Genomic DNA, 23068 nt, shown 5'->3' on the forward strand with positions numbered 1-23068 from the left:
CTTACTGGTCGAGGAACGAGCGCATCTTGCGGCTGCGGCTCGGGTGCTTGAGCTTGCGCAGCGCCTTGGCCTCGATCTGGCGGATGCGTTCACGTGTGACCGAGAACTGCTGCCCGACCTCTTCCAGCGTGTGATCGGTATTCATCCCGATGCCGAAGCGCATGCGCAGCACGCGTTCCTCGCGCGGGGTGAGGCTGGCAAGGACGCGGGTGACCGTTTCCTTGAGGTTCGACTGGATCGCCGCATCGACCGGGATGACCGCGTTGGGATCCTGGATGAAATCGCCCAGGTGGCTGTCTTCCTCGTCGCCGATCGGCGTCTCGAGGCTGATCGGTTCCTTGGCGATCTTCATCACCTTGCGAACCTTTTCGAGCGGCATCGACAGCCGCTCGGCCATTTCCTCAGGGGTCGGCTCGCGGCCGGTCTCGTGGAGGAACTGACGGCTGGTGCGCACCAGCTTGTTGATCGTCTCGATCATGTGGACCGGGATGCGGATGGTGCGCGCCTGGTCGGCGATCGAGCGGGTGATCGCCTGGCGGATCCACCACGTCGCATAGGTGCTGAACTTGTAGCCGCGGCGATACTCGAACTTGTCGACGGCCTTCATCAGGCCGATGTTGCCTTCCTGAATGAGATCGAGGAACTGCAGGCCGCGGTTCGTGTACTTCTTGGCGATCGAGATCACCAGCCGCAGGTTCGCCTCGACCATTTCCTTCTTGGCGATGCGCGCTTCGCGTTCGCCCTTCTGGACCATGTTGACGATGCGGCGGAACTCGCCCAGCGCCATGCCGGTCGCAGCAGCAATATCGGCGATCTCGGCGCGGATACGCTCGACGGCATCCGCCTCGTTGGCGGCGAAAGCCGCCCACTTCTTGTCCTTGCCGGCCTGGTTCTGCAGCCAGCCGTCGTCGAGTTCGTGCCCGACATAGCTGTCGAGAAAGTCCTTGCGGCTGACCTTGTGGCGTTCGGCCAAGCGCAGCATCTGGCCGCCGAGCGCGGTCAGGCGGCGATTGAAGGCGTAGAGGTTGTCGACCAGGTATTCGATCTTGGTCGCGTGGAACTGCACGCTTTCGACCTGCGCGGTCAGGTCTTCGCGCAGCTGCTGGTACGAGCGTTCCTTGGCGGCCGAGAAATCGCTGCCCAGGCTCATCGCCTCGAGCCGCTCGTTCTGGATCTTCTCGAACTTGCGGAACAGCGAGGTGATCAGCGCGAACTTTTCCAGCGCCTCCGGCTTCAGCTGGGCTTCCATCTGCGCCAGGCTGAGCGTGTTGTCTTCCTCGTCGTCCTCGGCCGGACGGCGGGCGCGGCGTTCGATGCCGTCCTCGTCCTCGTCCTCGTCCGAAGCCTCTTCCTCGACGTCCTCTTCCTCCTTGTAGGAGGGGCCGGCGGTCGCTTCGCTGATTTCGCCGTCGCCTTCTTCCTCACCGTCCTCGGTCAGGTTCTCGGGCTGCGGCTCCTTCGACAGCATGGCGTCGAGATCGAGAATCTCGCGAAGCTGCATTTCCTCGTTGTTGAGGGCTTCGGACCACTGGATGATGGCGTGGAAGGTGATCGGGCTTTCGCACAGGCCCAGGATCATCGTGTCGCGACCGGCCTCGATCCGCTTGGCGATGGCGATTTCGCCCTCGCGGCTGAGCAGTTCGACCGCGCCCATTTCGCGCAGGTACATGCGCACCGGATCGTCGGTGCGCTCGACCGTTTCCTTCTTTTTGACGATGTCCGGCCGCTCGGCCATGCCGTCGGGCTGCTCGTCGATCTCGTCGACGTCCTTCTCTTCCGGATCGACCGCGTCCTCGTCGCTTTCGACGATGTTTACGCCCATTTCGCTGATCGCGGACATGATGTCCTCGATCTGTTCGCTGGTCATCTGGTCTTGCGGCAGGGCCTCGTTCAGCTCGTCGACCGTGATCACGCCGCGGCGCTTGGCGCGGGCGATCAGCTTCTTGATCGATGCTTCGTTGAGGTCGATCAGGGGAGCGTCGCCGCCGTCCTTTTCGTTGCCGGTGAAATCTTCGTCCATCAGTCCGCCATACTAATCATTTCGGGGCCGCTTCATCCGAAGCGGCGGCGCGCGCGCTGGCCATTTGCCGCAGACGGGCATCGAAAGCCAGCTTTCTCTTCAACAGCCTCTGCTGTTCGGCATAGGCCCCTTCGGAAAAGTCGCGTTCCAGCCGTGCCGTCGCGTCCGCAAGGGCTGCGTCAAGGGCCGGGCGTTCGACCAGCAGGCCGATTGCCTGTGCCAGTTCGCCGCGTGCCTGGTCGGGTGACTGGCCATCGAGCAGAAAACCGAATCGGAGTGCGCCGTAATCCTCAGGGGTCGGGGGTGCCATGCCCCGGCTTGCCAATATGGTAACAAGGTGCGCGGTTTCAAGCGCTTCGCCGCTGTCCACCGCATCGAGCAGCACGGCAAGGCGTGGATCGGTCAGTCCCGACTGCGAAAGCGTATCGGCGTGGCGAGAAAGCTCGCCCGGAAAGCGCAGCAACCCGGCTATGATCGCAAGCGCTAGCGCGTCGCGCGCGCCGCCGCCCACTGCGGCGCGCAGCCGGCGCGTCTGTCCGGCGTCGCGCTGCGGAACCGGCGCCCCCGACCGCCGGCCGGGCTGCCATTCGCGCTGCTCGCGCCGGGGGAAGGCAAAGGCGGAGAACCGCTCGGTCAATTCGCGGCGATACAGTGCCTGGATGTCGCGGTCGGCAATGGTGTCGACATGGGCCATCAGCCGTGCCTTGAGGCCGGCCTTGTCTTCGGGCGTGGCGAGGGTGTGCGCGTCGCGCTCGTGCTCCCAAATGAGGTCGATGAGGCCGATGGGCTTGGCCAGCAGTGCCTCGAGCGACGCCACCCCGTCGCGCTTGATCAGGTCGTCGGGGTCCATGCCCGCTGGCAGGCGCACGATGCGCAGCGAATGGGCGGGGCGCAGCATCGGCAGCGCGCGGGTGGCGGCGCGCATCGCCGCGCGCTGGCCGGCGGCGTCGCCGTCGAAACAGAGGATGGGGGTTGCGACCAGGCGCCACAGCATTTCCAGTTGCCGTTCGGTCAGCGCGGTGCCCATTGGCGCTACCGCCTCGGCAATGCCGGCGGCGGCCAGCGCGATCACGTCCATCTGCCCTTCGACCACCACGATCCGCCCGGCGCTGCGCGAGGCGGGACCGGCGCGGTGCATGTTGAACAGGGTGCGCCCCTTGTCGAACAGCGGGGTGTCTGGCGAATTGATATACTTGGGCGCGTCCTTCTTGTCGGCGTCCAGAATGCGCGCGGCAAAGCCGATAACCCGCCCGCGTGCGTCGTGGATCGGCATGGTCAGCCGGTCGCGGAACCGGTCGTAGGGTTCCTTGTCGTCCACCGCAATGCGCAGGCCGGCCTCTATCAGCATCGCTTCCGGAAACCTGGCCAGCGCGGTCTTCAGCGCCTGCCGCCCCGAAGGCGCGAAGCCGAAGCCGAACCGCTCCATCGTGTGCGCATCGAACCGGCGCGAGGCCAGATACTGGCGCGCCTTGGCGCCTTCAGGTGTGTCGAGCTGGGCGCGATACCAGTCCTGCGCCGCGCTGAGCACATCGTGTAGCCCGGCGGCCTGCTCGGCCCGCTGCGCCGCGCGCGGATCGGGGGCGGGGACCTCGAGCCCAGCCTCGGCGGCCAGGTCCTTGACTGCATCCATGAAGGCCATGCCGCGCTGGTCGGTCAGCCAGCGGATCGCGTCGCCATGCGCCCCGCAACCGAAGCAGTGGTAAAATCCCTTTGCGTCGTTGACGTAGAAGCTGGGCGATTTCTCGTTGTGGAACGGGCAGCAGGCCTTGAACTCGTGCCCCGCCTTGATCAGCCGCGTGGTCCGCCCGATCACCGCCGAAAGCGTGATCCGGGCGCGCAGTTCGTCAAGCCATTGGGGCGACAGCGCCATCAGGCCAGGGCGGCTTTGACCAGGCCGCTCGCCTTGCCCATGTCGATCTGGGTGCCGTGGCGGGCCTTCAGTTCGGCAATCACCTTGCCCATGTCCTTCATGCCCGCCGCGCCGGTATCGACGATGATCGCGGCGATGGCGGCGTTTACTTCGTCCTCGCCCATCTGCTGGGGAAGGAACTCCTCGATAACCGTCAGTTCGACCTTTTCGGCATCGGCGAGTTCCTGGCGGCCACCCTGTTCGTAGAGCGTGATCGATTCGCGGCGCTGCTTGGCCATTTTCTGCAGGACGTCGACCACCAGGGCATCGTCATCGGGCGTGGTCGTGGCGGTGCGCAGTTCGATGTCCTTGTCCTTGAGCTTGGCCAGGATCAGGCGAACGGCGTTGAGGCGGGGCTTGTCGCCGGCCTTCATGGCGGCGACCTGCGCGGCCTTGATCGAGTCGCGAAGCATGTCTGTGTGGTTTCCTGCGTGAATGCGTATGCGAGAATGGGGAAAGGCGGACACTAGCCCAAAGATTCTGGTTTTCCTAGGTTGACCCTGCCCCCCAAGGCGTCTAGCCGCCGAGCCTTAGCAACATCGCCAAAACCAAGCCAACGGAGCGCCCCACAATGGCCGACGCCGCCTCTTCGCACGCACCCCAACCGCAGGGTGCGACGGGAGTCCTTGTGCTCGCCGACGGGACGGTCCTGTGGGGCCGTGGCTTCGGCGCCGAAGGCAGCGCGGTGGGCGAAGTGTGCTTCAACACCGCCATGACCGGATACCAGGAGGTGATGACCGATCCCTCCTACGCCGCCCAGATCGTGACCTTCACTTTCCCGCACATCGGCAACGTCGGGGTGAACGAGGAAGACCTTGAGGCCCATGTCGATGGCGCCGTGGGCTGCGTGGTGCGCGAAGACGTGACTGCGCCCAGCAACTTCCGCTCCGAAGGCTCGTTCGGGGACTGGCTGGCGGCCAAGGGCAAGATCGGCCTGTCGGGGGTGGACACCCGCGCGCTGACCCGCCGCATCCGCCTGTCGGGCGCGCCCAACGCGGTGATCGCGCACAGCGAGGACGGAGCGTTCGACATTCCCGCGCTGGTCAAGCGCGCCGCCGACTGGCCGGGACTGGAAGGCATGGACCTTGCCCGCGTGGTCAGCCGCACCGCCAGCGAGGACTGGGAAGGCGGCGTCTGGACTCTGGGCAAGGGCTACGCCGCCGAGACCGGCGCCGCACGCCCCCACGTCGTCGCGATCGATTACGGCGCGAAGGACAATATCTTTAGAAGCCTGGTGAAGGCCGGGGCGCAGGTCACCGTGGTACCCGCGCAGACGCCGCTTGACGCGGTGCTCGCGCTGAAGCCTGACGGGGTGTTCCTCTCCAACGGCCCGGGCGATCCGGCGGCGACCGGCGAATACGCCGTGCCGGTGATCCAGGGGCTGCTCGAACGCGACATTCCGCTGTTCGGCATCTGCCTTGGCCACCAGATGCTCGGCCTCGCCGCCGGGGCCACGACGACCAAGATGCACCAGGGCCACCGCGGCGCCAACCATCCGGTCAAGCGGCTGGAAGACGGGGTGGTCGAAATCACCTCGATGAACCACGGCTTCGCGGTCGATAACGCCGCACTGCCCGCCGGGGTCGAGGAGACCCACGTCAGCCTGTTCGACGGCAGCAACTGCGGCATCGCCATCACCGGCAAGAATGCCTTCGGGGTGCAGTACCATCCCGAGGCAAGCCCCGGGCCGCAGGACAGTTTCTACCTCTTCGAAAAGTTCATTGGATCGCTCGGCTAATGCCCAAACGCACTGACATCTCCTCGATCCTCGTCATCGGCGCCGGGCCGATCATTATCGGCCAGGCGTGCGAGTTCGACTATTCGGGCACGCAAGCGATCAAGGCGCTGAAGGAGGAGGGCTACCGCGTGGTCCTCGTCAACTCCAACCCGGCGACGATCATGACCGATCCCGAGTTCGCCGACGCGACCTATATCGAGCCGATCACCCCCGACGTCGTCGCCAAGATCATCGAGAAGGAGCGTCCCGACGCGCTGCTGCCGACGATGGGCGGGCAGACCGCGCTGAACACCGCGCTGGCGCTGTTCAACGACGGCACGCTGGAGAAGTTCGGCGTGCAGATGATCGGCGCCGATGCCGACGCGATCGACAAGGCCGAGGATCGCCAGCGCTTCCGCGAGGCGATGGACAAGATTGGCCTGGAATCCGCGCGCAGCGGCGTGGCGCATACGGTGGACGAGGCGTTTGCCGTGCTGGAACGCACCGGCCTGCCCTCGATCATCCGGCCGAGCTTTACCCTTGGCGGCACCGGCGGCGGTGTGGCCTATAACAAGGCGGAGTTCGAAGCGATCGTGCGCTCCGGCCTCGATGCCAGCCCGACCACCGAAGTCCTGATCGAGGAATCGCTGCTCGGTTGGAAAGAGTACGAGATGGAAGTCGTGCGTGACCGCAACGACAACGCCATCATCATCTGCTCGATCGAAAACGTCGATCCGATGGGCGTCCACACCGGCGATTCGATCACCGTCGCCCCGGCGCTGACGCTGACCGACAAGGAATACCAGATCATGCGCTCGGCCAGCATCGCGGTGCTGCGCGAAATCGGCGTGGAAACCGGCGGATCGAACGTGCAGTTTGCGGTCAACCCGGATGACGGGCGCCTGATCGTGATCGAGATGAACCCGCGCGTGTCGCGCTCCTCGGCGCTGGCATCCAAGGCCACCGGCTTTCCCATCGCACGCGTCGCGGCGAAGCTTGCGGTCGGCTACACGCTGGACGAGCTGACCAACGAGATCACCGGCGCGACCCCGGCGAGCTTCGAGCCCAGCATCGACTACGTCGTCACCAAGATCCCGCGCTTCGCCTTCGAAAAGTTCAAGGGCGCCGAGCCGCTGCTGTCGACCGCGATGAAGTCGGTCGGCGAGGTCATGGCGATCGGCCGCAATTTCAAGGAATCGCTGCAGAAGGCGCTGCGCGGCCTGGAAACCGGGCTCGACGGGTTCAACCGCGTGCTGCATCTCGAAGGGGCGGGGCGCGATGCGATCACCGCCGCGCTGTCGCAGCAGACGCCCGACCGCCTGCTTCACGTCGGGCAGGCTTTCCGCGAAGGCTTCACCGTCGACGAGGTCCACGCGATCACTCATTACGACAAGTGGTTCCTGCGCCACATCGACGAAATCATCGCGGAAGAAACCGCGATCATGGAAGTCGGCCTGCCCAACGACGCGGCGGGCTTGCGGCGGCTCAAAGCCATGGGCTTTTCCGACAAGCGGCTGGCGACGCTGGCGGTGCGCGGCATCGGGGTCGCCGGCGGTCTCGCCGAAACGCGGGCCAAGCGTTCGGGTCTGCTCCACGATGCGCTGAAGGCCATGGCAGGCGCGACGAGCGAGAAGGAAGTGTGCCAGCTGCGCCACAAGCTGGGTGTCCACCCCGTGTTCAAGCGCATCGACAGCTGTGCCGCCGAGTTCGAGGCGATCACGCCCTACATGTATTCGACCTACGAAGCGCCCAGCTTTGGCGAGCCCGAGAACGAGGCGATGCCGTCCGACCGGCGCAAGATCGTGATCCTGGGCGGCGGGCCGAACCGGATCGGGCAGGGGATCGAGTTCGACTACTGCTGCGTCCACGCCTGCTTCGCGCTGGCCGAGGCGGGCTATGAAACGATCATGGTCAACTGCAACCCGGAAACGGTTTCGACCGACTACGACACCTCGGACCGCCTTTATTTCGAGCCGCTGACCGCGGAGGACGTGCTCGAAATCCTGCGCGTCGAACAGTCGAAGGGCGAGCTGGTCGGCGTGATCGTCCAGTTTGGCGGGCAGACCCCCTTGAAACTGGCGCAGGCGCTGGAGGATGCGGGCATCCCGATCCTCGGCACCAGCCCCGACGCGATCGACCTGGCCGAAGACCGCGAACGCTTTGCCAAGCTGGTCAATGACCTGGGCCTGCGCCAGCCCGAAAACGGCATCGCCCGCAGCCGCGACGAAGCGATCGCGGTGGCCAACCGCATCGGCTATCCGGTGCTGATGCGGCCCAGCTATGTCCTTGGCGGTCGCGCAATGGAAATCGTCGACAGCGAAGCCCAGCTCGATGACTATATCGCCACTGCCGTCCAGGTCAGCGGCGACAGCCCGGTTCTGATCGACCAATACCTGCGCGACGCGGTGGAATGCGATGTCGACGCCCTGTGCGACGGCGAACAGGTCGTGGTCGCCGGCGTCATGCAGCACATCGAGGAGGCCGGGATCCATTCGGGCGACAGCGCCTGCACCCTGCCGCCCTACAGCCTTTCGCCTGCGGTCATCGCCGAGATGGAGCGCCAGGCCGAGCTTCTGGCCAAGGGCCTCGGCGTCAAGGGCCTGATGAACGTGCAGTTCGCGGTCAAGAACGAGACGGTCTACCTGATCGAGGTCAATCCGCGCGCAAGCCGCACCGTGCCCTTCGTCGCCAAGGCGATCGGTCAGCCGGTGGCCAAGATCGCTAGCCGCGTCATGGCGGGCGAAAAGCTGGCCGATTTTCCGCCGTTCAAGCGCGACCTGCCCTACATGGCGGTCAAGGAAGCGGTCTTCCCCTTCGCACGCTTCCCCGGCGTCGATCCGGTGCTGTCGCCGGAAATGAAGTCGACTGGCGAGGTGATGGGAATCGACGCGACCTTTGCCCAGGCCTTTGCCAAGGCCCAGCTTGGCGCCGGGATGCGTCTGCCGACCGGGGGGGTCGTCTTCGTCTCGGTCAAGGAAAGCGACAAGCCGGTGATCCTGCCGGCGGCGCGCAGCCTGGTCGAGCAGGGATTCAGCCTGATAGCGACCGGCGGCACGGCGCGGTACCTCGCCGATGCCGGAGTGCCGGTGGAACGGGTCAACAAGGTCGCCGAGGGTCGCCCGCACATCGTCGATCGGATCATCGACGGTGAAGTGGCGCTGATCATCAACACGACCGAAGGCTGGCAGAGCCTCAAGGATTCGCAATCCATCCGCGCTTCGGCGCTGACCGGCAAGGTGCCCTACTTCACCACGGCGGCGGCGTCGCTGGCTGCGGTTGAGGCAATTGCCGCCGTTTCCGGCGCAAACCTTGAAGTAAAATCACTGCAAGCCTATTATAGCTGAAACGAGACGCGCTTTCCGACAGCAGCGACAGGCCATCCCCCGTGCCACAGGCGGCACGGGACAGCGGCTTAGTCACTCTGCCGATAGCGGCACAGGAGGACAAACAGGGACATGGCAAGCGTTGAAAAGCTGCCCATGCTGGCCGAAGGCTATGAACGGCTGATCGCCGAATTGAAGGCGTTGCGCGAGGAACGGCCGAAGATCGTCGACGCGATCGAGGAAGCGCGCGCCCATGGCGACCTGTCAGAAAACGCCGAATACCACGCTGCCAAGGAGCGCCAAGGCCAGGTCGAGATGTCGATCGCGGACCTCGAGGACAAGGTCAGCCGCGCCCAGATCGTCGATCCGAGAGCGCTGTCCGGCGACAAGATCATTTTCGGGGCGACCGTCACCTTGCTTGACGATGACGACAAACCGGTACGGTACCAGATCGTCGGCCCGTACGAGGCGGATGCCAAGGTTGGGCGGATCAGCTATAATTCGCCGCTTGGCAAGGCCCTGATCGGCCGCCGCGTGGAAGACGAGATCGAAGTCTCGGTTCCGGCCGGCGACCGGTTCTACGTCGTCGACAAGATCGAATTCGTATGAAACGAGAAGGCCCCGGAAATCCGGGGCCTTCTTGTCTCAGCGCTTGAGCATGTCGGGTTCGAGCAGGCGGTGGAGATGCACCACCACATATTTCATCTCGGCATCGTCGACCGTGCGCTGCGCAGCCGATCGCCAGGCGTCTTCAGCGCTGGCATAGTCCGGAAACACGCCGACGATATCGAGCGCATTCAGGTCGACGAATTCAAGATGCTGCGGATCGCGAATGCGGCCGCCCATGACGAGATGAAGTTTCTGATCGCTCATTGCTGACCTTGGGGAGGGAGGGGGACAGCGGCCCTTTAGCGATTCGTGCGCTTGGCGCAAGGGTCGGGCGATCTAATTCCGGCTGCGGACCTGCGCGACCAAGCGCGCCCCCTCGCGAAGAGCGCCTGACGCTACGTCAACCGCATGATTTCGCGCGCTCCGCACAAGCCGTGTCGCCTGCCGCCGGGCAGGTTCGGCAGCATCGATCAGTCTGGTCGGGGCATCCCGCTCAGCCTCGATCACCTCATCGCGCGCCTGCTTCCCCAGAGCCAGCGCGAGCTCGGTCGCGGCGGTCGCCAAAGCGATTGCGCGCTTGCCCAGCAGTCCGGGCTTTCGCTTGGGCAGCAGCGCTCCGGCCAACAGGCCAAGGCCTAGCCCCAGTCCGACCGTCAGGAGCGGGTATTCGCTGGCCAGGGTCCGGTAGTTTTCGGGTGGATAGGCATCGGGCAGGTTGGGCATGCGCTGCGCCGCAGGGGCTGTGTCGCCATCCCGCTTGAGTCGCTCCTGCGAGGCGGCAACCTTTTGCCTGATGCGTTCGCGCCTGGCGTCGATTTCGGTCACGACGGGTCTTGCTCCAGTTCGGCGGCGCAGTCTTCGTCCGCGTCATCGGCAGCGAACATGCACCCGTCTGCGTTAACGCTGTCTTGCCGGCCCATACCGAAAAGGCGCGCAATCCTGCCGCGAAACAGCCAAAGCCCGATCCCGCCGGCGACGGCAGCGACGATGCGCTTGTTGTCGGCCGCGACATCGAGGCCCGTCGCGATCGCTTCGGTCGTTTCGGTCTTGATCGTGTCGACGACGCGGCCGGGCACGCTGCGGGCTGACAGATCGCGCTTCACCTGGTTGACGCCTGCGTCGTAGTTCGCCTTGGCGGCCTGGCGCGTGGCGCGGTCCTCGGCAAGGCGACGTTCGGCTTCGGTCACGCGGCGTCCTCCGCATCGGACAGCAGCCGCGCCGTGTGCTTCCAGCGACGCGCAGCGATCATCGCGCAAAACGCTGCGGCAAGGGCCAGCGCGGCCGTCACCGCAGCGGTCGCCGCCCATGGGCCGATCACGGTGCTGAGACCGAGCAACGTGCCTATGACCACCGCCATCAGCGCAAAAAAGACCAGGGCGAGCGCCAGCGCGCCCCAGCTTGCCACTCCTTTTGCCCCCGCACCGGCGACGGCGGCCCGGCTCTTCTGGTAGGCCAGTTCGGCTTCGACGAGCGTCTTGCCGTCTTCGACCAGTGCCCGAACGTCATCCACCAGCGAACGCTCGGCGGCGTCGCTGGTGGAGGGAAGCGATTCTCGGTTCGTTTCGTCGGCCATCGGCCCTGCCAAAGCCTGTCCGGCGCGTCAGGTCAATCGCTGGCGGAGCTACCCTTGAAAACGCGCGACAGCATGAACCCGGCAACCGCGGCGATGCCGAGGGCTAGGCCCGGGCTCTTGCGGACGAACTCCTTGGTATCGTCGGCCAGCTCGTTGAGCTCCTTGGCCTCGATCTTGGCGGCGGTTTCCTGCATGGTGCGGGCCGCGGTGCGGGCATAGTCACCGTAGCGCGCGCCCAGCTTCTCATCGATCACCTTGGCGTTGTCGGCCACGATCTTGCCGAGGCTGGCGATCGCATCGCTGGTCTTGGCCTTGCCTTCGTTGGCCAGCTCGCCGGCACGGACCTTGGCCTGGCCGGCCATGTCCTTGGCTTCATCGACCCAGTCGCTGCTGCGGTTGGAAAACTGGTCGCGGTAGACGCCGGCCTTGGCCTGCGCTTCCTTGCCGAGGGCCTGAGCACCGGCGCGGGCTTCCTCGATCGCCCGGGCAAACTTGGCCTTGGCGTCACTGGTGTTGGCGTTTGCGCTCTTGCGCGCGGCGGACTTGCGCGCGGTTGCCGGCTTCGGCGTCGCAGCCTTGCGCGCGGTGGACTTGGTCGCGGCCTTCTTCGGGGTCGCCTTCTTGGCTGCGGGCTTCGCGGCGGCAGGCTTGCTCTCGGCAGGCTGGGCGGTGGAATCGGCGGGAGGGTTGCTAGCCATCGACGGGACCTTTCTGTGCAGCGGGCCCGGAAGATCCGGGCGGATAATGGAAATGGTAACGCGTGCCTGCGTCTACAAGTTCCCACATAATGCTGCATTGCAACTTGCCTGCCAACAATTGCCTGCTAAGCGGCATCGCAACGGCCGCAAAGGCCATCAGCAGCGAGGATTTGAGCCATGACCGCGATCATCGACATTCACGCCCGCGAGATTCTCGACAGCCGCGGAAATCCGACCGTCGAAGTCGACGTGTTGCTCGATGACGGCAGCTTCGGCCGTGCCGCGGTACCCTCGGGCGCCTCGACCGGCGCGCACGAAGCGGTCGAACTGCGCGACGGCGACAAGGGGCGCTATCTGGGCAAGGGCGTGCTGAAGGCCGTCAACGCCGTCAACGAAGAGATTCGCGAGGAACTGATCGGCCTCGATGCCGAAGACCAGCGCGATGTCGATGCGGTGATGATCGATCTCGACGGGACCGACAACAAGAGCCGCCTTGGCGCCAACGCGATCCTCGGCACCTCGCTCGCCGTGGCCAAGGCTGCCGCCAACGCGCGCGGCCTGCCGCTCTATTCCTATGTCGGCGGTGTATCGGCCCATGTCCTGCCGGTGCCGATGATGAACATCATCAACGGCGGCGAGCACGCCGACAACCCGATCGACTTCCAGGAATTCATGATCATGCCGGTCGGCGCGGACAGCCTGGCCGAGGCGGTGCGTTGGGGCGCCGAGATCTTCCACACGCTGAAGAAGGGTCTCCACGACAAAGGCCTTGCCACCGCGGTCGGCGACGAGGGTGGATTTGCGCCCAACCTGTCGAGCACGCGCGCCGCGCTCGATTTCATCATGGAATCGATCGACAAGGCGGGCTTCAAGGCTGGCACCGACATCAAGCTCGCGCTCGACTGCGCTGCGACCGAGTTCTTCAAGAACGGCAATTACGAGATCAGCGGCGAAGGGCTGTCGCTCAGCCCGGTGCAGATGGCCGAATACCTCGCCGACCTGACGCGCGCCTATCCGATCATTTCGATCGAGGACGGCATGGGCGAAGACGATTTCGAAGGCTGGAAGGCGATCACCGACCTGGTTGGCAAGTCGGTTCAGCTTGTCGGCGACGACCTCTTCGTGACCAATCCCAAGCGCCTGACCATGGGCATCGAGCAGGGCCTGGCCAACTCGCTGCTGGTCAAGGTCAACCAGATCGGCTCGCTTTCGGAAACCCTGGACGCGGTCAGCATCGCCAACCGCAACGGCTACACCGCCGTCATGTCGCACCGCTCGGGCGAGACCGAGGACGCGACCATTGCCGACCTCGCCGTCGCGACCAATTGCGGCCAGATCAAGACCGGTTCGCTCGCGCGGTCCGACCGGCTTGCCAAGTACAACCAGCTCATCCGGATCGAGGAAGAACTGGGCGACGCGGCGGTCTACGCCGGGGCCGGGGCTTTCGGGCGTCTCGGCTGACGGCTCGGTCAACCGTCGAGGCGGATCGACGGGCGCAATTGCCAAAGACGACGTTCCGGGCTTAAACCCCGCCCATCGCGGGGGAGGCCTGCCGCTTTCGTGCGGCGGAAGCCCGGAAGGAATCCTGAACGCATGCGCACCACCAAACTGACCGTCGCCCTGTTTCTGGGCGTCGCCACGGCATCGCTTGGCCTTGCGGCCTGCAAGATGCCCGAAACCACCCAGACCGCGGCCGGAACCAGCCTGGGAATCGACCCGGCAATGATGGACAAGGCGGTCAAGCCGGGCGACGATTTCTACGCTTACGCCAACGGCAACTGGCAGAAGACGACCGAGATCCCGGCCGACCGGTCGAGCGTCGGTGGTTTCTACATCGCCAGCGAGACGACCGACAAGCAGCTGGGCGAACTGATCCAGGCGATCAGCAAGTCGGATGCCGCGGCCAACACCGATGAAGGCCGGATCCGCGATTTCTACAACGCGGTCATGGACACGGCGGCAATCGATGCCGCCGGCATGGCGCCTATCCAGCCCGAACTCGACCGCATTGCCGCGATCGGCGACGTCAAGGCGCTGTCCGCTGCCATCGGTGAGACGGTCCGCGCCGATGTCGATCCGCTCAACGCGACGGACTTCCAGACCGAAAACCTGTTCGGCGTGTTCGTGACCCAGGCGCTCGCCGGGGGCGAGGTGCTGCCCTACCTGATGCAGGGCGGGCTCGGCATGCCCGAGCGCGAATACTATCTGTCGAACGACGCCAAGATGATCGATCTGCGGACCAAGTATCAGGCCTATATCGCCCAGCTTCTGACCCAAGCCGGAATGTCCGATGCTGCCGCCAGGGCGAAGCGCATCTACGACCTTGAAATGAAGATCGCCCAGGCTCACGCCAGCCGCGAAGAGAGCGAGAACTTCCAGAAGAGCGCGACCGAATGGACCCGCGCAGACTTCGCCGCCAAGGCACCGGGCATCGACTGGGAAGCGCTGTTCGCTGCGGCGCAACTGGGCAGCCAGCAGAAGTTCTCCGCCTATCACGCCCAGGCGATTCCGCGCCTGTCGGCACTTGTTGCCAGCCAGCCGCTGGAAGCATGGAAGGACTGGCTGGCGTTCCACCGCATCAACCAGAACACCGAAGTCCTGCCCCAGAAGCTCGATGCTGTGCGCTTCGCCTTCTATGGGCAGGCCTTGCAGGGCGTTACAGAACAGCGTCCGCGCGAAAAGCGCGCGCTGGCCCTCGTCAATCTCTATCTCGGCGATGCACTGGGCAAGCTTTACGTTGAAAAGTACTTCCCGGCATCGGCCAAGACCGAGGTCGAGGGCATGGTGACCAACATCAAGAACGCCTTTGCCAAGCGGGTCGAAGCGCTCGACTGGATGGCGCCCGCCACGCGCAAGGAAGCGCTGGAGAAGGTCCGCACCATCGAGGTCGCTGTCGGCTATCCCGAAACCTGGAAGGACTATGGTGCGCTGGCCCTGGCCAAAGGCAGCGCCTTCGCCGATGTCCAGGCGGCGTCGAAGGTCGCCTACCAGCAGCAGCTTGCCAAGATCGGCAAGCCGCTCGACAAGCGCGAGTGGTGGATGAATGCCCAGCTGGTCAACGCGGTCAACCTGCCGGTGCAGAACGCGCTCAACTTTCCGGCGGCGATCCTGCAGCGTCCGTTCTTCGATCCCAAGGCCGATCCCGCCTACAACTATGGCGCGATCGGGGCGGTCATCGGGCACGAGATCAGCCACAGCTTCGACAACAATGGCGCCGCCTTCGACAGCACGGGCCGGATGCGCAACTGGTGGACGGCGGCGGACATGACGCAGTTCGACAAGGCGGGCAGTGCCCTTGCCGCGCAATACGACACCTACGAGCCGTTCCCCGGCGTCAAGGTCAACGGCAAGCTGACGCTGGGCGAGAACATCGCCGACGTGGCGGGCCTTGCCGCATCCTATGACGCCTATCACGCCTCGCTTGGCGGCAAGGAAGCGCCGGTGATCGACGGTTTTACCGGCGACCAGCGTTTCTTCATCGCCTTTGCCCAGACCTGGGCGACCAAGATGCGCGACGAGGCGCTGCGCGGCCGGATTGCGACCGACGGGCACGCCCCGGGGATGTATCGCGCGTTGACCGTGCGCAACCTCGACGCCTGGTACAAGGCCTTCGACGTCAAGGCAGGCGACAAGCTATACCTGCTGCCCGAAAAGCGCGTCAAAGTCTGGTAGTTGCCATCGTCCATCCTCTCGTTTAACCGTTCGCTTAAACGAGAGGATGGACAAGGCATGGCGGACTTTCCGACGCAGCCCGAAGCGGTGACGGCCGAATGGCTGGAGGCCGGGTTGCGAACGAGCGGAGCAATCGGTCCGGCGCGGATCCGCTCGGTCGACTGGGAGGCCATCGGCACCGGCCAGGTCGGAGACAGCGCACGCTTCACCCTGGCTTACGATCAGGAGGCCGCTGGTCCGGCAACCGTCGCGGGCAAGTTTCCCGCAGCCGATCAGGTCAGTCGCGGAACGGCGGCAGCATTCGGCCTCTATGCGAAGGAAGTGGGCTTCTATCGGGAGCTGCGCCAGCAGGTTGGCGTCCGCGTCGCCGTGCCGCACATCGCACAGATCGCCGAGGACGGCGTCGACTTCGTCCTGATCTTCGAAGACCTCGGGCCAGCGCGAGGCGGCAACCAGCTTGCGAGTTGCTCGCTGGAGGATGCCCGCGCCGCAGTCGTCCAGGCCGCTTCGCTTCACGCGCCGTCATGGGGCAATGCGGCGATCCTGGGCACGCCGTGGCTCCAATCGGCTCCAGGCCAGGCCGAACAGGTGAGGGCGCTCTATCCCAACGCGCAGGCAATCTGGCGTGAACGCTATGCCGACCAACTCGAACCGGAATACATGGCGATCTGCGAAGAGCTGAACGACCTGGCCGGTTCGTATTTCATCCGGACCGCTGAGCCCAAATGCTTGATCCACGGCGATTTCCGGCTCGACAACATGCTGTTCGACATCAAGGGCGGGGCGGAGCCGATCGCCATTCTCGACTGGCAGACGGTGGCGCTCGGCAACGGCCTGACCGACATCGGCTACTTCCTCGGCTGCGGGATCGGCGCCGAGCTGCGCCGCGCGCATGAGGCCGAACTGCTCGACCTGTACTGCGGCGAAATGACGGCCCGCGGCGTTGCCATGACGCGTGACGGCGTGTGGGACGATTACCGCCTTGGCGCGCTGCACGGCATTTCGACCGCCGTGTTCAGCGCCGCCTACGTCGAGCGCACGCCGCGCGGCGACGAGAACTTCCTGTCGATGGCCCGCGGGGCCTGTGATCTTGCGCTGGAGCACGATTCGCTCGGCGCGCTGCGAAAGGCTTGCTGACATGGTACTGACCAAGGGTGACGACTATCCGCTCCACCAGACGCCCGAGCCGATTGCCTACGCCGGCACGGATCGCAATTTCTACGACCGCTATTTCTTCAACGGCTACGCCCCTGACGGTTCGGGATTCTTCGCCGTGGCGCTCGGCATCTACCCGCACCTCAACGTCGCCGATGCGCATTTCTCGACCATTCGCGACGGCGTGCAGCACTGCCTCCACGCCAGCCGCGAACTGGGCATGGAGCGGTTCGACATCGAAGTCGGGCCGATCCGCATCGAAATTCTCGAGCCGCTGCACAAGCTGCGCGTGGTCGTTGATGGCGAGGGGCTGAAGGCGGACCTTACGTTCACCGGCCGCGCCTTCCCGATCGAGGAGCCGCGCTTCGTCCACCGCATCGGCCCGCGCACCTTCATGGACTACACGCGCCTGACCCAGAACGGCCACTACACCGGGTGGATCGAGGTTGACGGCGAACGCCAGGACGTCGCGCCCGGCACCGCTGGGACCCGCGACCGCAGCTGGGGCGTCCGGCCCGTCGGCGCGCGTGACGAACAGCCCCACGGCCACGGCGTCGTGCCGGGCTTCTTCTGGCAATGGACCCCGCTAAACTTCGCCGATCGCAGCGTGTTCTTCCACGTCAATGCCGACGCCGGCGGGCACAAGTGGAACACCCGGGCGGTCATCGCCCCCGACGGGGGTAAGGCCGGGGACCTGGTCGAGACCGAAGGCGAAATGACGGCGGGCCTCGACGCCGGCACGCGCTGGCCCAAGGATGGCACGCTGGTCATCGAAGGGCCGGACGGGCCGGAAACGCTGACCTTCACGCCGATCGGCCGGTTCCAGATGCGCGGCATCGGCTATACCTCGCCCAAGTGGAATCATGGCCTCTATCACGGCGCGCTGGCGGTGGAACGCGAGGATTTCGGACTTGCCCAGTGCGATCCCCAGGCCATGGACAATTTCCACGTCCAGCTGTTCAGCAAGGTCGTCAGCGACCGCCACGGAGAAGGCTTCGGCGTGTTCGAACAGCTCATCCTCGGCCCCTATCAGCCGATGGGGCTGACGGGCTTCATGGACATGGCCTGACCGACTGTCAGAGAGCTGCGGTCAGCCGGGCAAGCTGGTCGGCCGAAAGCTCCAGCGTTGCTGCCTCGCACAGGTCGCGGACCTGTTCGACCGAGGTGGCGCTGGCAATCGGCGCGCCGATCCCGGGCTGCATCCGTAGCCAGGCAAGGGCAACCTGCGCGTGGGTCGCCCCGGTTTCGCGCACGATATCGTCCATGGCGGCGAGCATCGGCTTGCCGCTTTCGATCAGCTTGCCCATCCGCTGCCCGCGCACCGACTTGCCGAGATCGGCCTCGGTCCGGTACTTGCCGGTGAGAAAGCCCGAGGCGAGCCCGAAGAACGGCAGCATCGGAATGCCGCGCGTGGTGCACAGCGCCTGCAGGTCGGCACCATAGGCCTCGCGCGAGACGAGGTTGTATTCGTTCTGGAGCACGCTGAACGGCGTCGCGCCCTGATCGGAAGCCGCCTGGAGCGCGGCGCCGAGCCGCGCGGCGGTGAAATTCGAGGCTCCGAGCGCCCGCACCTGGCCCGTTCGTACCGCGCGGTCGAACGCCGCGACGATATCCCCGATGGGCAGTTCCTCGTAATCGCGGTGGGCGTAGTAGAGATCGACGTAGTCGGTCTGCAGCCGGTCGAGCGAGGCGGCGAGCGAGGCCACCACGCGCGCCGGCTCGTACAATTCCTGCCCACCGAGCATACCGGTCTTGGTGTGAAGCCGCATGTCGGCGCGCTTGCCGCCTTGCGCAAACCACTTGCCGAGAACCGTTTCGCTTTCGCCGCCCTTGTGACCCGGTACCCAGGCCGAATAGACGTCCGCCGTGTCGATCATCCGCCCGCCGGCGGCGTGAAACGCGTCGAGAACGGCAAAGCTTGCGTCCTCATCGGCGGTGAAGCCGAAGACGTTGCCGCCGAGGACCAGCGGGATGCCAGCGATGGCCGGATTCGTGCTCATGCGAACTTCTCCCGCAGCTTGAGGAGGGCCATGGCTGCCTTGGCCGCCTCGCCGCCCTTGTCCTTCTGCTTCGGATCGGCGCGGACGAGGGCCTGTTCCTCGTTCTCGACGGTCAGGATGCCGTTGCCGATGGCCATGCCGTCCATGGTCAGCGCCATGATGCCGCGCGCGCTTTCGCCGGCGACGATCTCGAAGTGGTAGGTTTCGCCCCGGATGACGACGCCGATCGCGACATAGCCGTCATAGCGCTGGGCTTCGTCGGCAAGGGCGATCGCGCCGGGGATCTCGAGTGCGCCGGGCACGGTAAGCACGTCGACCTTGTGGCCCGCGGCCTTCAGCGCGGCGCGCGCGCCTTCAACGAGCATGTCGTTGAGGTGATCGTAGAAACGCGCTTCGACAATCAGGAAATCGGCCATCGATCAAGCCTCCGTAATGGGGGCATTCGCCCGGGATGTTGAGGCCGTGGCCTTTATGAAACGGTCGCCGTGGACCGAGCCGCTGGGCCCTGTCTGCCAGCATCGGCCCGCCAAGGCCATAGCCAAGCACGCGCATTTCAGAGCAGGCGTTCGATTAGCCAGAAGCTGGCCGTCGTGCCAATCACGTAGGTCGCCGCCAGTACGGCGGGCCGGGTGGCGAAGGGTGCCGCACGCCGCAGGATGGCTAGGACGGCAAGAACGGCAGCGACGATGACCAGCTGACCCGCCTCGACACCAAGGTTGAAGGCGACGAGCGCCATAGGCACTTCGCCCTCGGGCAGGCCGATCTCGCGCAGCGCGCCGGCAAAGCCGAAACCGTGTATCAAGCCGAAAGCGAAAGCGACGAGCCAGGGCGCGCGTTCGGCAAAACGCGGTGCGTCCGGCTCCTGCTTGACGATTTCGACCGCGAGAAAGACGATCGACACGGCGATCAACGCCTCGACCGGGGCCTGGGCGAGGCCGATGAAACCGAGGGTCGTTCCGGCCAGGGTCAGCGAATGCGCGGCGGTGAACGCGGTGGCCGCGCCCGCGATGGTCCAGGGCCGGCGCAGCAGCAGGACCAGAGCGATGACGAACAGCAGATGGTCGTAGCCCGCCAGGATGTGGTCGATGCCGAGCGCCAGATAGGTGCGCGCCACCTGCCAGCGATCCGGCACCGTCGCAACCGTCACCATGGCGCGCACCGGGGTGAGCCGTTCGGCCTGCACCGGCCGCCCCAGCGGCGCGATGCGCAGCAGCGCGTCGGTATAGGCGGAGTCCATCCCGGCAAGACCGACCCGCTCTCCCGCAAGATCACGCGTGCAGGTCGCTGTCATGGCCGCCACAACCGCGCCGCCGTCGAGCCGGGACTGGGCCGGTCCGAGGGTGCAGAAGCTCGGCAGCGCGGGTCGCGTGCGCGTCGCAAGGCCCCCCAGGACAGGCGCCTTCCACAGCACGGTCCAGGTGTGCCCATCGACCTGTGTCAGTTCCAGATAGCCGGGGCGCAACTCGTCCGCGCGCGTCGGCTTCGCACACCCCAGGAACACGATCAGGACTACGAATACCGCAAGAGACCTCATTCGGGCATCTCGATCACGACATCGTAGCCAGCGACGATGCGCTTGTAGGCGGCGTCCTGCGCCTGCTGTGCGGCGCGGGCCCGCCAGGCGTTTTCCGCCGCCTGGCGCACATCGGCAAGGCGCGGCGCGCCCGGACTCGTGCGCCGCATCACCCTGACCGCGTGCAATCCCACCCCGGATGCGATCGGTCCCGACCATTGCTGCAGGGACGCGGTTTCGAGCGCGGCGACGAACCCGTCGCCAAGGGTGGATGCCAGCACGCTGGCCGGCTGGTCGGTGAAATGCGCGGGGAGGGGCGCCGGCAGGGCAACGTCGGTCGGCTCGGCACCCGCCCTCAATTGTGCCAGCGCCTGCACGGCACGTTTTCGGCCTGCTGCGTCGTCTGCGCCCAGATAGGCCTGGTCGAGGGTGTAGCTCGCTCCGGGAGCGAAGCGGGCCGGGCTCTCGTCGATCAGCGCCTGCAGCTGGGCGTCGGTCGGCGTTGCGACTTGCGCCTCGCTGGCGGCAAGGGCGAGCATCTTGTTGCGCATCCGCCGGACCACGACTTCGTCGTCCTTGTCGAGCCCGAGGCGCAGCGCTTCGCGGTAGTAGGCCTGGTCGCGGACGTGATCGGCGATCATGCCGTCCAGTTCGCTTGGACTTGGAGGCCGGCGGAACGACTGCGCGAAACGCGCGGCAAGCTGGCCGACAGCGGCCTCATCTACGACGATGCGCCGATCGCCGGCATCGGGCGGGCGGCCCGCCAGCAAGACATAGAGAATGGCCCCCGCCACGAGGAAGTGGACTAACGGTTCGCGCAGCACTTGGCCCGCGCGGCTCCATATTTTCATGCCGGGCCGGCCGGCGAATACCAGATCGGCGAGCTGTAGGCGCGTTCCTGGGCCTTCTGGATCACCTCTGGCCCCAGCTTGAGCTTGAAGCGAAGCGCATCGTAGGCCGGCCAGGTCGGCGTCGGGATCTCCAGCACGCGCAGGTAATAGAACGCGCGGAAGCGCGGGTCGAACTCGGGATCGGCCCATACCGTAGACAGCGCCGGCGCGCCGATGGAATTGGTATAGCTGGCCCGCGCCAGGTCGACAGTGTCGCCCACGGCAGGGACCTTCCCGCCGCTGGCCTGGCGCCTTTCCATATCGCTCCACACCACGTCGAAGATCTTTTCGTGAAGCTTGCCCGCAGCGTCGACCCAACCCTTGACCACCTGCACGCGGTCGAGATTGGCGCCGTCCGGGTCCTTCAGCGCGGACACGATGAAGCTGGGCCTGCCCCCGGCACCTAGCGCCAGCGACCCGCCCATCGGCACCCCGCGGGCATAGCCGGCCTTGACCCAATCGCTCTTGAGGTCCGCAGCGGTAAAGCCAGCGCCGCCGAAGAACCGCACCGTCATGCGCGGACCGGTGGTGGCATAGACTTCGCGCCGGGCAAGCGCGTCCCAGATCGCCGCGCGCGTATTCGCCTTGGCCCAGACCCCGGCATAGCCGCCGGCGAGATACTGCCAGCCGAAACGGCCGAGCCGTGTGCCGAGGCTCTGCGATCCCATGGCGCGGGTGGGGCCGGGTTCGTTGCCGCTGTGCTTGCCGAAAAAGTTGTTCTCGTCCCCGGTTGAGAGCGAGGTGTGGCTGTCGGTCGATCCGATCAGGCCGAACTTGTAGGGGTTGGCGCCCAGCTTTGCTTCCAGGGCCAGACCGCGTTTCAGCGCTTCGCGGACATATTCGGCGGCGAACATTTCGGGCTTCTTGGCTTCGTTCAGCATAAGGTTGCCGATGTCCCATCCTGCGGTGCCATAGCCGGCGAATTCGTCGTTGGGGGACAGGAAGGGATGGGCCTCGCTGTCGCCCTTGATCTGCGTGATCTCGACCACCGGCTCCTTCTCGGCCCGGCGCCGGGCCCAGGCAGCGGTCATGGGTTGGCCCGCGCCGTCGGTCATCATGAACATCAGGCCGTTGGACACGTTGGAATTGTGCGGGATCGCCAGCACCTTGCCGCCGGTCTTCGCCTGATAGGCGTCCATGTAGTCCCACAGCTTGTCTGGGGTCGCCTCGTTTGTGGGGTCGAGCGGATCGACCTGGCTGACCAGATCCTTGCCATCGCGGAAAATGACGTTGCGGTGCAGATTGTTGCCGCCCTGCATGAGGGTGTATTCGAAGCCCATCATCGCCGTGAATTTGCCCGGTTCGTTGTAACGTTCGACCACGCCCAGGTGAGTATTCCAGACGTTGTGCGTGCGCTCGGCCGAAGCCTTGGGATCGCGGAACATCGGGGGAAGGGTGTTGTTCGCTCGCGCGGCCAGGATCTCGGCCATGGCGGCGACCGATTGCCGTGGCCCTTCGTGCATCATGTCGTACCACCGCAGCACCTGTGGGTCGCGGATCATGATGCGCGGCGCGTTGTAGAGCGCCATGGTCGATCCCATGCCCTCGGCATGGTCGGTGATCACCACGAAGTCGAGCGGCCGCGCCAGCCTGGCCTTGATTCCGGTGGAACTGGTGACCTCTTCGCCCCTGGCAAAGCGCAGAGCTTCTTCCGGGCCGAGCCGGTTGCCGAACCCGAAGGCGTCGACCGAATTGGCGGTGTGGAGATGCAAGTCCCCCCACAGCACCCGCTCGGGATAGGCAGTTTCGGGGATCTGCGCTGCCGGCGCCGTGCCGGTCATCGCCTGGCTGACCTTTTCGCATCCGGCCAGCGAAAATCCCGCCAGCAGCGCCGCCGCTGCGCCCAGCAAAGGTGCCTTCATGCCTCGTCCCCTCCCGCGCCGATCGGTTGCGATTGGCAATGCGATCTTGCCATGCCCGCAGCGAAGATCAACCGCCTGAACTAAGATGCACGATTGCCAATCTTAACCGGTCGGTTAAACCTACGGC

Annotated in this window: 20 protein-coding genes; 7 read left to right on the plus strand and 13 right to left on the minus strand. The window is 65.6% G+C overall.

Annotation, left to right across the window (positions count from 1 at the left end; genetic code table 11):
* Position 1 precedes the first annotated feature (1 nt).
* From rpoD to B0I00_RS02175, 3 genes are read right to left on the minus strand one after another with little or no spacing between them, the layout of a single operon-like run.
* On the minus strand, positions 2-2020 hold the full coding sequence (rpoD, locus tag B0I00_RS02165) for an RNA polymerase sigma factor RpoD (protein ID WP_100865702.1): 2019 nt from the start codon (positions 2018-2020) through the stop codon (positions 2-4).
* 16 nt (positions 2021-2036) lie between these two features.
* Positions 2037-3890, minus strand: coding sequence for a DNA primase (dnaG, locus tag B0I00_RS02170; protein WP_100865703.1), 1854 nt, complete (start codon positions 3888-3890; stop codon positions 2037-2039).
* Positions 3890-4342: a GatB/YqeY domain-containing protein gene (locus tag B0I00_RS02175; protein WP_100865704.1), complete on the minus strand. Its 453-nt coding sequence runs from the start codon at positions 4340-4342 to the stop codon at positions 3890-3892. The genes dnaG and B0I00_RS02175 overlap by 1 nt, the downstream gene beginning before the upstream one ends.
* Before the next feature lie 158 nt (positions 4343-4500).
* On the opposite strand from B0I00_RS02175, the gene carA reads away from it, so the two are divergent.
* The 3 genes from carA to greA all read left to right on the plus strand — a co-directional run bounded on the left by carA (position 4501) and on the right by greA (position 9578).
* Entirely contained in the window at positions 4501-5667 is a 1167-nt protein-coding gene (carA, locus tag B0I00_RS02180; RefSeq protein WP_100865705.1) for a glutamine-hydrolyzing carbamoyl-phosphate synthase small subunit, read from the plus strand.
* On the plus strand, positions 5667-8990 hold the full coding sequence (gene carB / locus B0I00_RS02185; protein ID WP_100865706.1) for a carbamoyl-phosphate synthase large subunit: 3324 nt from the start codon (positions 5667-5669) through the stop codon (positions 8988-8990). Before carA ends, carB begins: the two co-directional genes overlap by 1 nt.
* 111 nt (positions 8991-9101) lie before the next feature.
* On the plus strand, positions 9102-9578 hold the full coding sequence (greA, locus tag B0I00_RS02190) for a transcription elongation factor GreA (protein ID WP_100865707.1): 477 nt from the start codon (positions 9102-9104) through the stop codon (positions 9576-9578).
* A gap of 36 nt (positions 9579-9614) precedes the next feature.
* On the opposite strand, the gene B0I00_RS02195 is transcribed toward greA, so the two are convergent.
* The 5 genes from B0I00_RS02195 to B0I00_RS02215 form a co-directional block, all read right to left on the minus strand.
* Positions 9615-9842 (minus strand): DUF4170 domain-containing protein, encoded by a 228-nt coding sequence (locus B0I00_RS02195; RefSeq protein ID WP_100865708.1) that lies wholly within the window; start codon positions 9840-9842, stop codon positions 9615-9617.
* A gap of 72 nt (positions 9843-9914) precedes the next feature.
* Positions 9915-10403, minus strand: coding sequence for a hypothetical protein (locus B0I00_RS02200; RefSeq protein ID WP_100865709.1), 489 nt, complete (start codon positions 10401-10403; stop codon positions 9915-9917).
* Positions 10400-10765 (minus strand): hypothetical protein, encoded by a 366-nt coding sequence (locus B0I00_RS02205; protein WP_100865710.1) that lies wholly within the window; start codon positions 10763-10765, stop codon positions 10400-10402. The genes B0I00_RS02200 and B0I00_RS02205 overlap by 4 nt, the downstream gene beginning before the upstream one ends.
* Complete coding sequence (locus B0I00_RS02210) at positions 10762-11151, minus strand: phage holin family protein (protein WP_100865711.1); 390 nt, start codon at positions 11149-11151, stop codon at positions 10762-10764. The genes B0I00_RS02205 and B0I00_RS02210 overlap by 4 nt, the downstream gene beginning before the upstream one ends.
* Before the next feature lie 32 nt (positions 11152-11183).
* A complete protein-coding gene (locus B0I00_RS02215) occupies positions 11184-11849 on the minus strand; it encodes a hypothetical protein (protein WP_100865712.1) in 666 nt (221 codons plus the stop codon).
* Between the two features lie 177 nt (positions 11850-12026).
* On the opposite strand from B0I00_RS02215, the gene eno reads away from it, so the two are divergent.
* The 4 genes from eno (at position 12027) to B0I00_RS02235 (ending at position 17745) form a co-directional block, all read left to right on the plus strand.
* The gene (gene eno, locus B0I00_RS02220; protein WP_100865713.1) at positions 12027-13310 is read left to right on the plus strand and encodes a phosphopyruvate hydratase; all 1284 of its coding nucleotides are present in this window, start codon (positions 12027-12029) and stop codon (positions 13308-13310) included.
* A 132-nt stretch (positions 13311-13442) separates the two neighbouring features.
* Entirely contained in the window at positions 13443-15521 is a 2079-nt protein-coding gene (locus B0I00_RS02225) for a M13 family metallopeptidase (protein WP_100865714.1), read from the plus strand.
* Between the two features lie 57 nt (positions 15522-15578).
* A complete protein-coding gene (locus B0I00_RS02230; RefSeq protein WP_100865715.1) occupies positions 15579-16658 on the plus strand; it encodes a phosphotransferase in 1080 nt (359 codons plus the stop codon).
* Position 16659: 1 nt separating this feature from the next.
* Entirely contained in the window at positions 16660-17745 is a 1086-nt protein-coding gene (locus tag B0I00_RS02235; RefSeq protein WP_100865716.1) for a hypothetical protein, read from the plus strand.
* Between the two features lie 7 nt (positions 17746-17752).
* Here the strand turns inward: B0I00_RS02235 and B0I00_RS02240 are convergent, their stop codons facing one another.
* The 5 genes from B0I00_RS02240 to B0I00_RS02260 all read right to left on the minus strand — a co-directional run bounded on the left by B0I00_RS02240 (position 17753) and on the right by B0I00_RS02260 (position 22941).
* Positions 17753-18676, minus strand: coding sequence for an aldo/keto reductase (locus tag B0I00_RS02240; RefSeq protein WP_100865717.1), 924 nt, complete (start codon positions 18674-18676; stop codon positions 17753-17755).
* Entirely contained in the window at positions 18673-19092 is a 420-nt protein-coding gene (ribH, locus tag B0I00_RS02245) for a 6,7-dimethyl-8-ribityllumazine synthase (protein ID WP_100865718.1), read from the minus strand. The genes B0I00_RS02240 and ribH overlap by 4 nt, the downstream gene beginning before the upstream one ends.
* A 137-nt stretch (positions 19093-19229) precedes the next feature.
* Positions 19230-20210: a HupE/UreJ family protein gene (locus B0I00_RS02250; protein ID WP_100865719.1), complete on the minus strand. Its 981-nt coding sequence runs from the start codon at positions 20208-20210 to the stop codon at positions 19230-19232.
* Positions 20207-21040, minus strand: a complete 834-nt coding sequence (locus tag B0I00_RS02255; RefSeq protein ID WP_100865720.1) for a peptidyl-prolyl cis-trans isomerase — start codon at positions 21038-21040, stop codon at positions 20207-20209. Before B0I00_RS02255 ends, B0I00_RS02250 begins: the two co-directional genes overlap by 4 nt.
* Positions 21037-22941 (minus strand): DUF3604 domain-containing protein, encoded by a 1905-nt coding sequence (locus B0I00_RS02260; RefSeq protein WP_100865721.1) that lies wholly within the window; start codon positions 22939-22941, stop codon positions 21037-21039. Before B0I00_RS02260 ends, B0I00_RS02255 begins: the two co-directional genes overlap by 4 nt.
* Positions 22942-23068 lie beyond the last annotated feature (127 nt).

This window comes from Novosphingobium kunmingense, assembly GCF_002813245.1.
In the GTDB taxonomy this organism is placed as follows: Bacteria; Pseudomonadota; Alphaproteobacteria; order Sphingomonadales; family Sphingomonadaceae; genus Novosphingobium; species Novosphingobium kunmingense.

Bases quoted from the DNA above. Each gene is read 5' to 3' on its own strand.
- dnaG (WP_100865703.1), bottom strand. From the start codon at position 3,890: ATGGCGCTGTCGCCCCAATGGCTTGACGAACTGCGCGCCCGGATCACG.
- greA (WP_100865707.1), top strand. From the start codon at position 9,102: ATGGCAAGCGTTGAAAAGCTGCCCATGCTGGCCGAAGGCTATGAACGG.
- eno (WP_100865713.1), top strand. From the start codon at position 12,027: ATGACCGCGATCATCGACATTCACGCCCGCGAGATTCTCGACAGCCGC.
- B0I00_RS02260 (WP_100865721.1), bottom strand. From the start codon at position 22,941: ATGAAGGCACCTTTGCTGGGCGCAGCGGCGGCGCTGCTGGCGGGATTT.
- B0I00_RS02210 (WP_100865711.1), bottom strand. From the start codon at position 11,151: ATGGCCGACGAAACGAACCGAGAATCGCTTCCCTCCACCAGCGACGCC.
- B0I00_RS02250 (WP_100865719.1), bottom strand. From the start codon at position 20,210: ATGAGGTCTCTTGCGGTATTCGTAGTCCTGATCGTGTTCCTGGGGTGT.
- carB (WP_100865706.1), top strand. From the start codon at position 5,667: ATGCCCAAACGCACTGACATCTCCTCGATCCTCGTCATCGGCGCCGGG.
- ribH (WP_100865718.1), bottom strand. From the start codon at position 19,092: ATGGCCGATTTCCTGATTGTCGAAGCGCGTTTCTACGATCACCTCAAC.
- B0I00_RS02225 (WP_100865714.1), top strand. From the start codon at position 13,443: ATGCGCACCACCAAACTGACCGTCGCCCTGTTTCTGGGCGTCGCCACG.
- B0I00_RS02240 (WP_100865717.1), bottom strand. From the start codon at position 18,676: ATGAGCACGAATCCGGCCATCGCTGGCATCCCGCTGGTCCTCGGCGGC.
- B0I00_RS02175 (WP_100865704.1), bottom strand. From the start codon at position 4,342: ATGCTTCGCGACTCGATCAAGGCCGCGCAGGTCGCCGCCATGAAGGCC.
- B0I00_RS02255 (WP_100865720.1), bottom strand. From the start codon at position 21,040: ATGAAAATATGGAGCCGCGCGGGCCAAGTGCTGCGCGAACCGTTAGTC.
- rpoD (WP_100865702.1), bottom strand. From the start codon at position 2,020: ATGGACGAAGATTTCACCGGCAACGAAAAGGACGGCGGCGACGCTCCC.
- B0I00_RS02215 (WP_100865712.1), bottom strand. From the start codon at position 11,849: ATGGCTAGCAACCCTCCCGCCGATTCCACCGCCCAGCCTGCCGAGAGC.
- B0I00_RS02230 (WP_100865715.1), top strand. From the start codon at position 15,579: ATGGCGGACTTTCCGACGCAGCCCGAAGCGGTGACGGCCGAATGGCTG.
- B0I00_RS02195 (WP_100865708.1), bottom strand. From the start codon at position 9,842: ATGAGCGATCAGAAACTTCATCTCGTCATGGGCGGCCGCATTCGCGAT.
- carA (WP_100865705.1), top strand. From the start codon at position 4,501: ATGGCCGACGCCGCCTCTTCGCACGCACCCCAACCGCAGGGTGCGACG.
- B0I00_RS02235 (WP_100865716.1), top strand. From the start codon at position 16,660: ATGGTACTGACCAAGGGTGACGACTATCCGCTCCACCAGACGCCCGAG.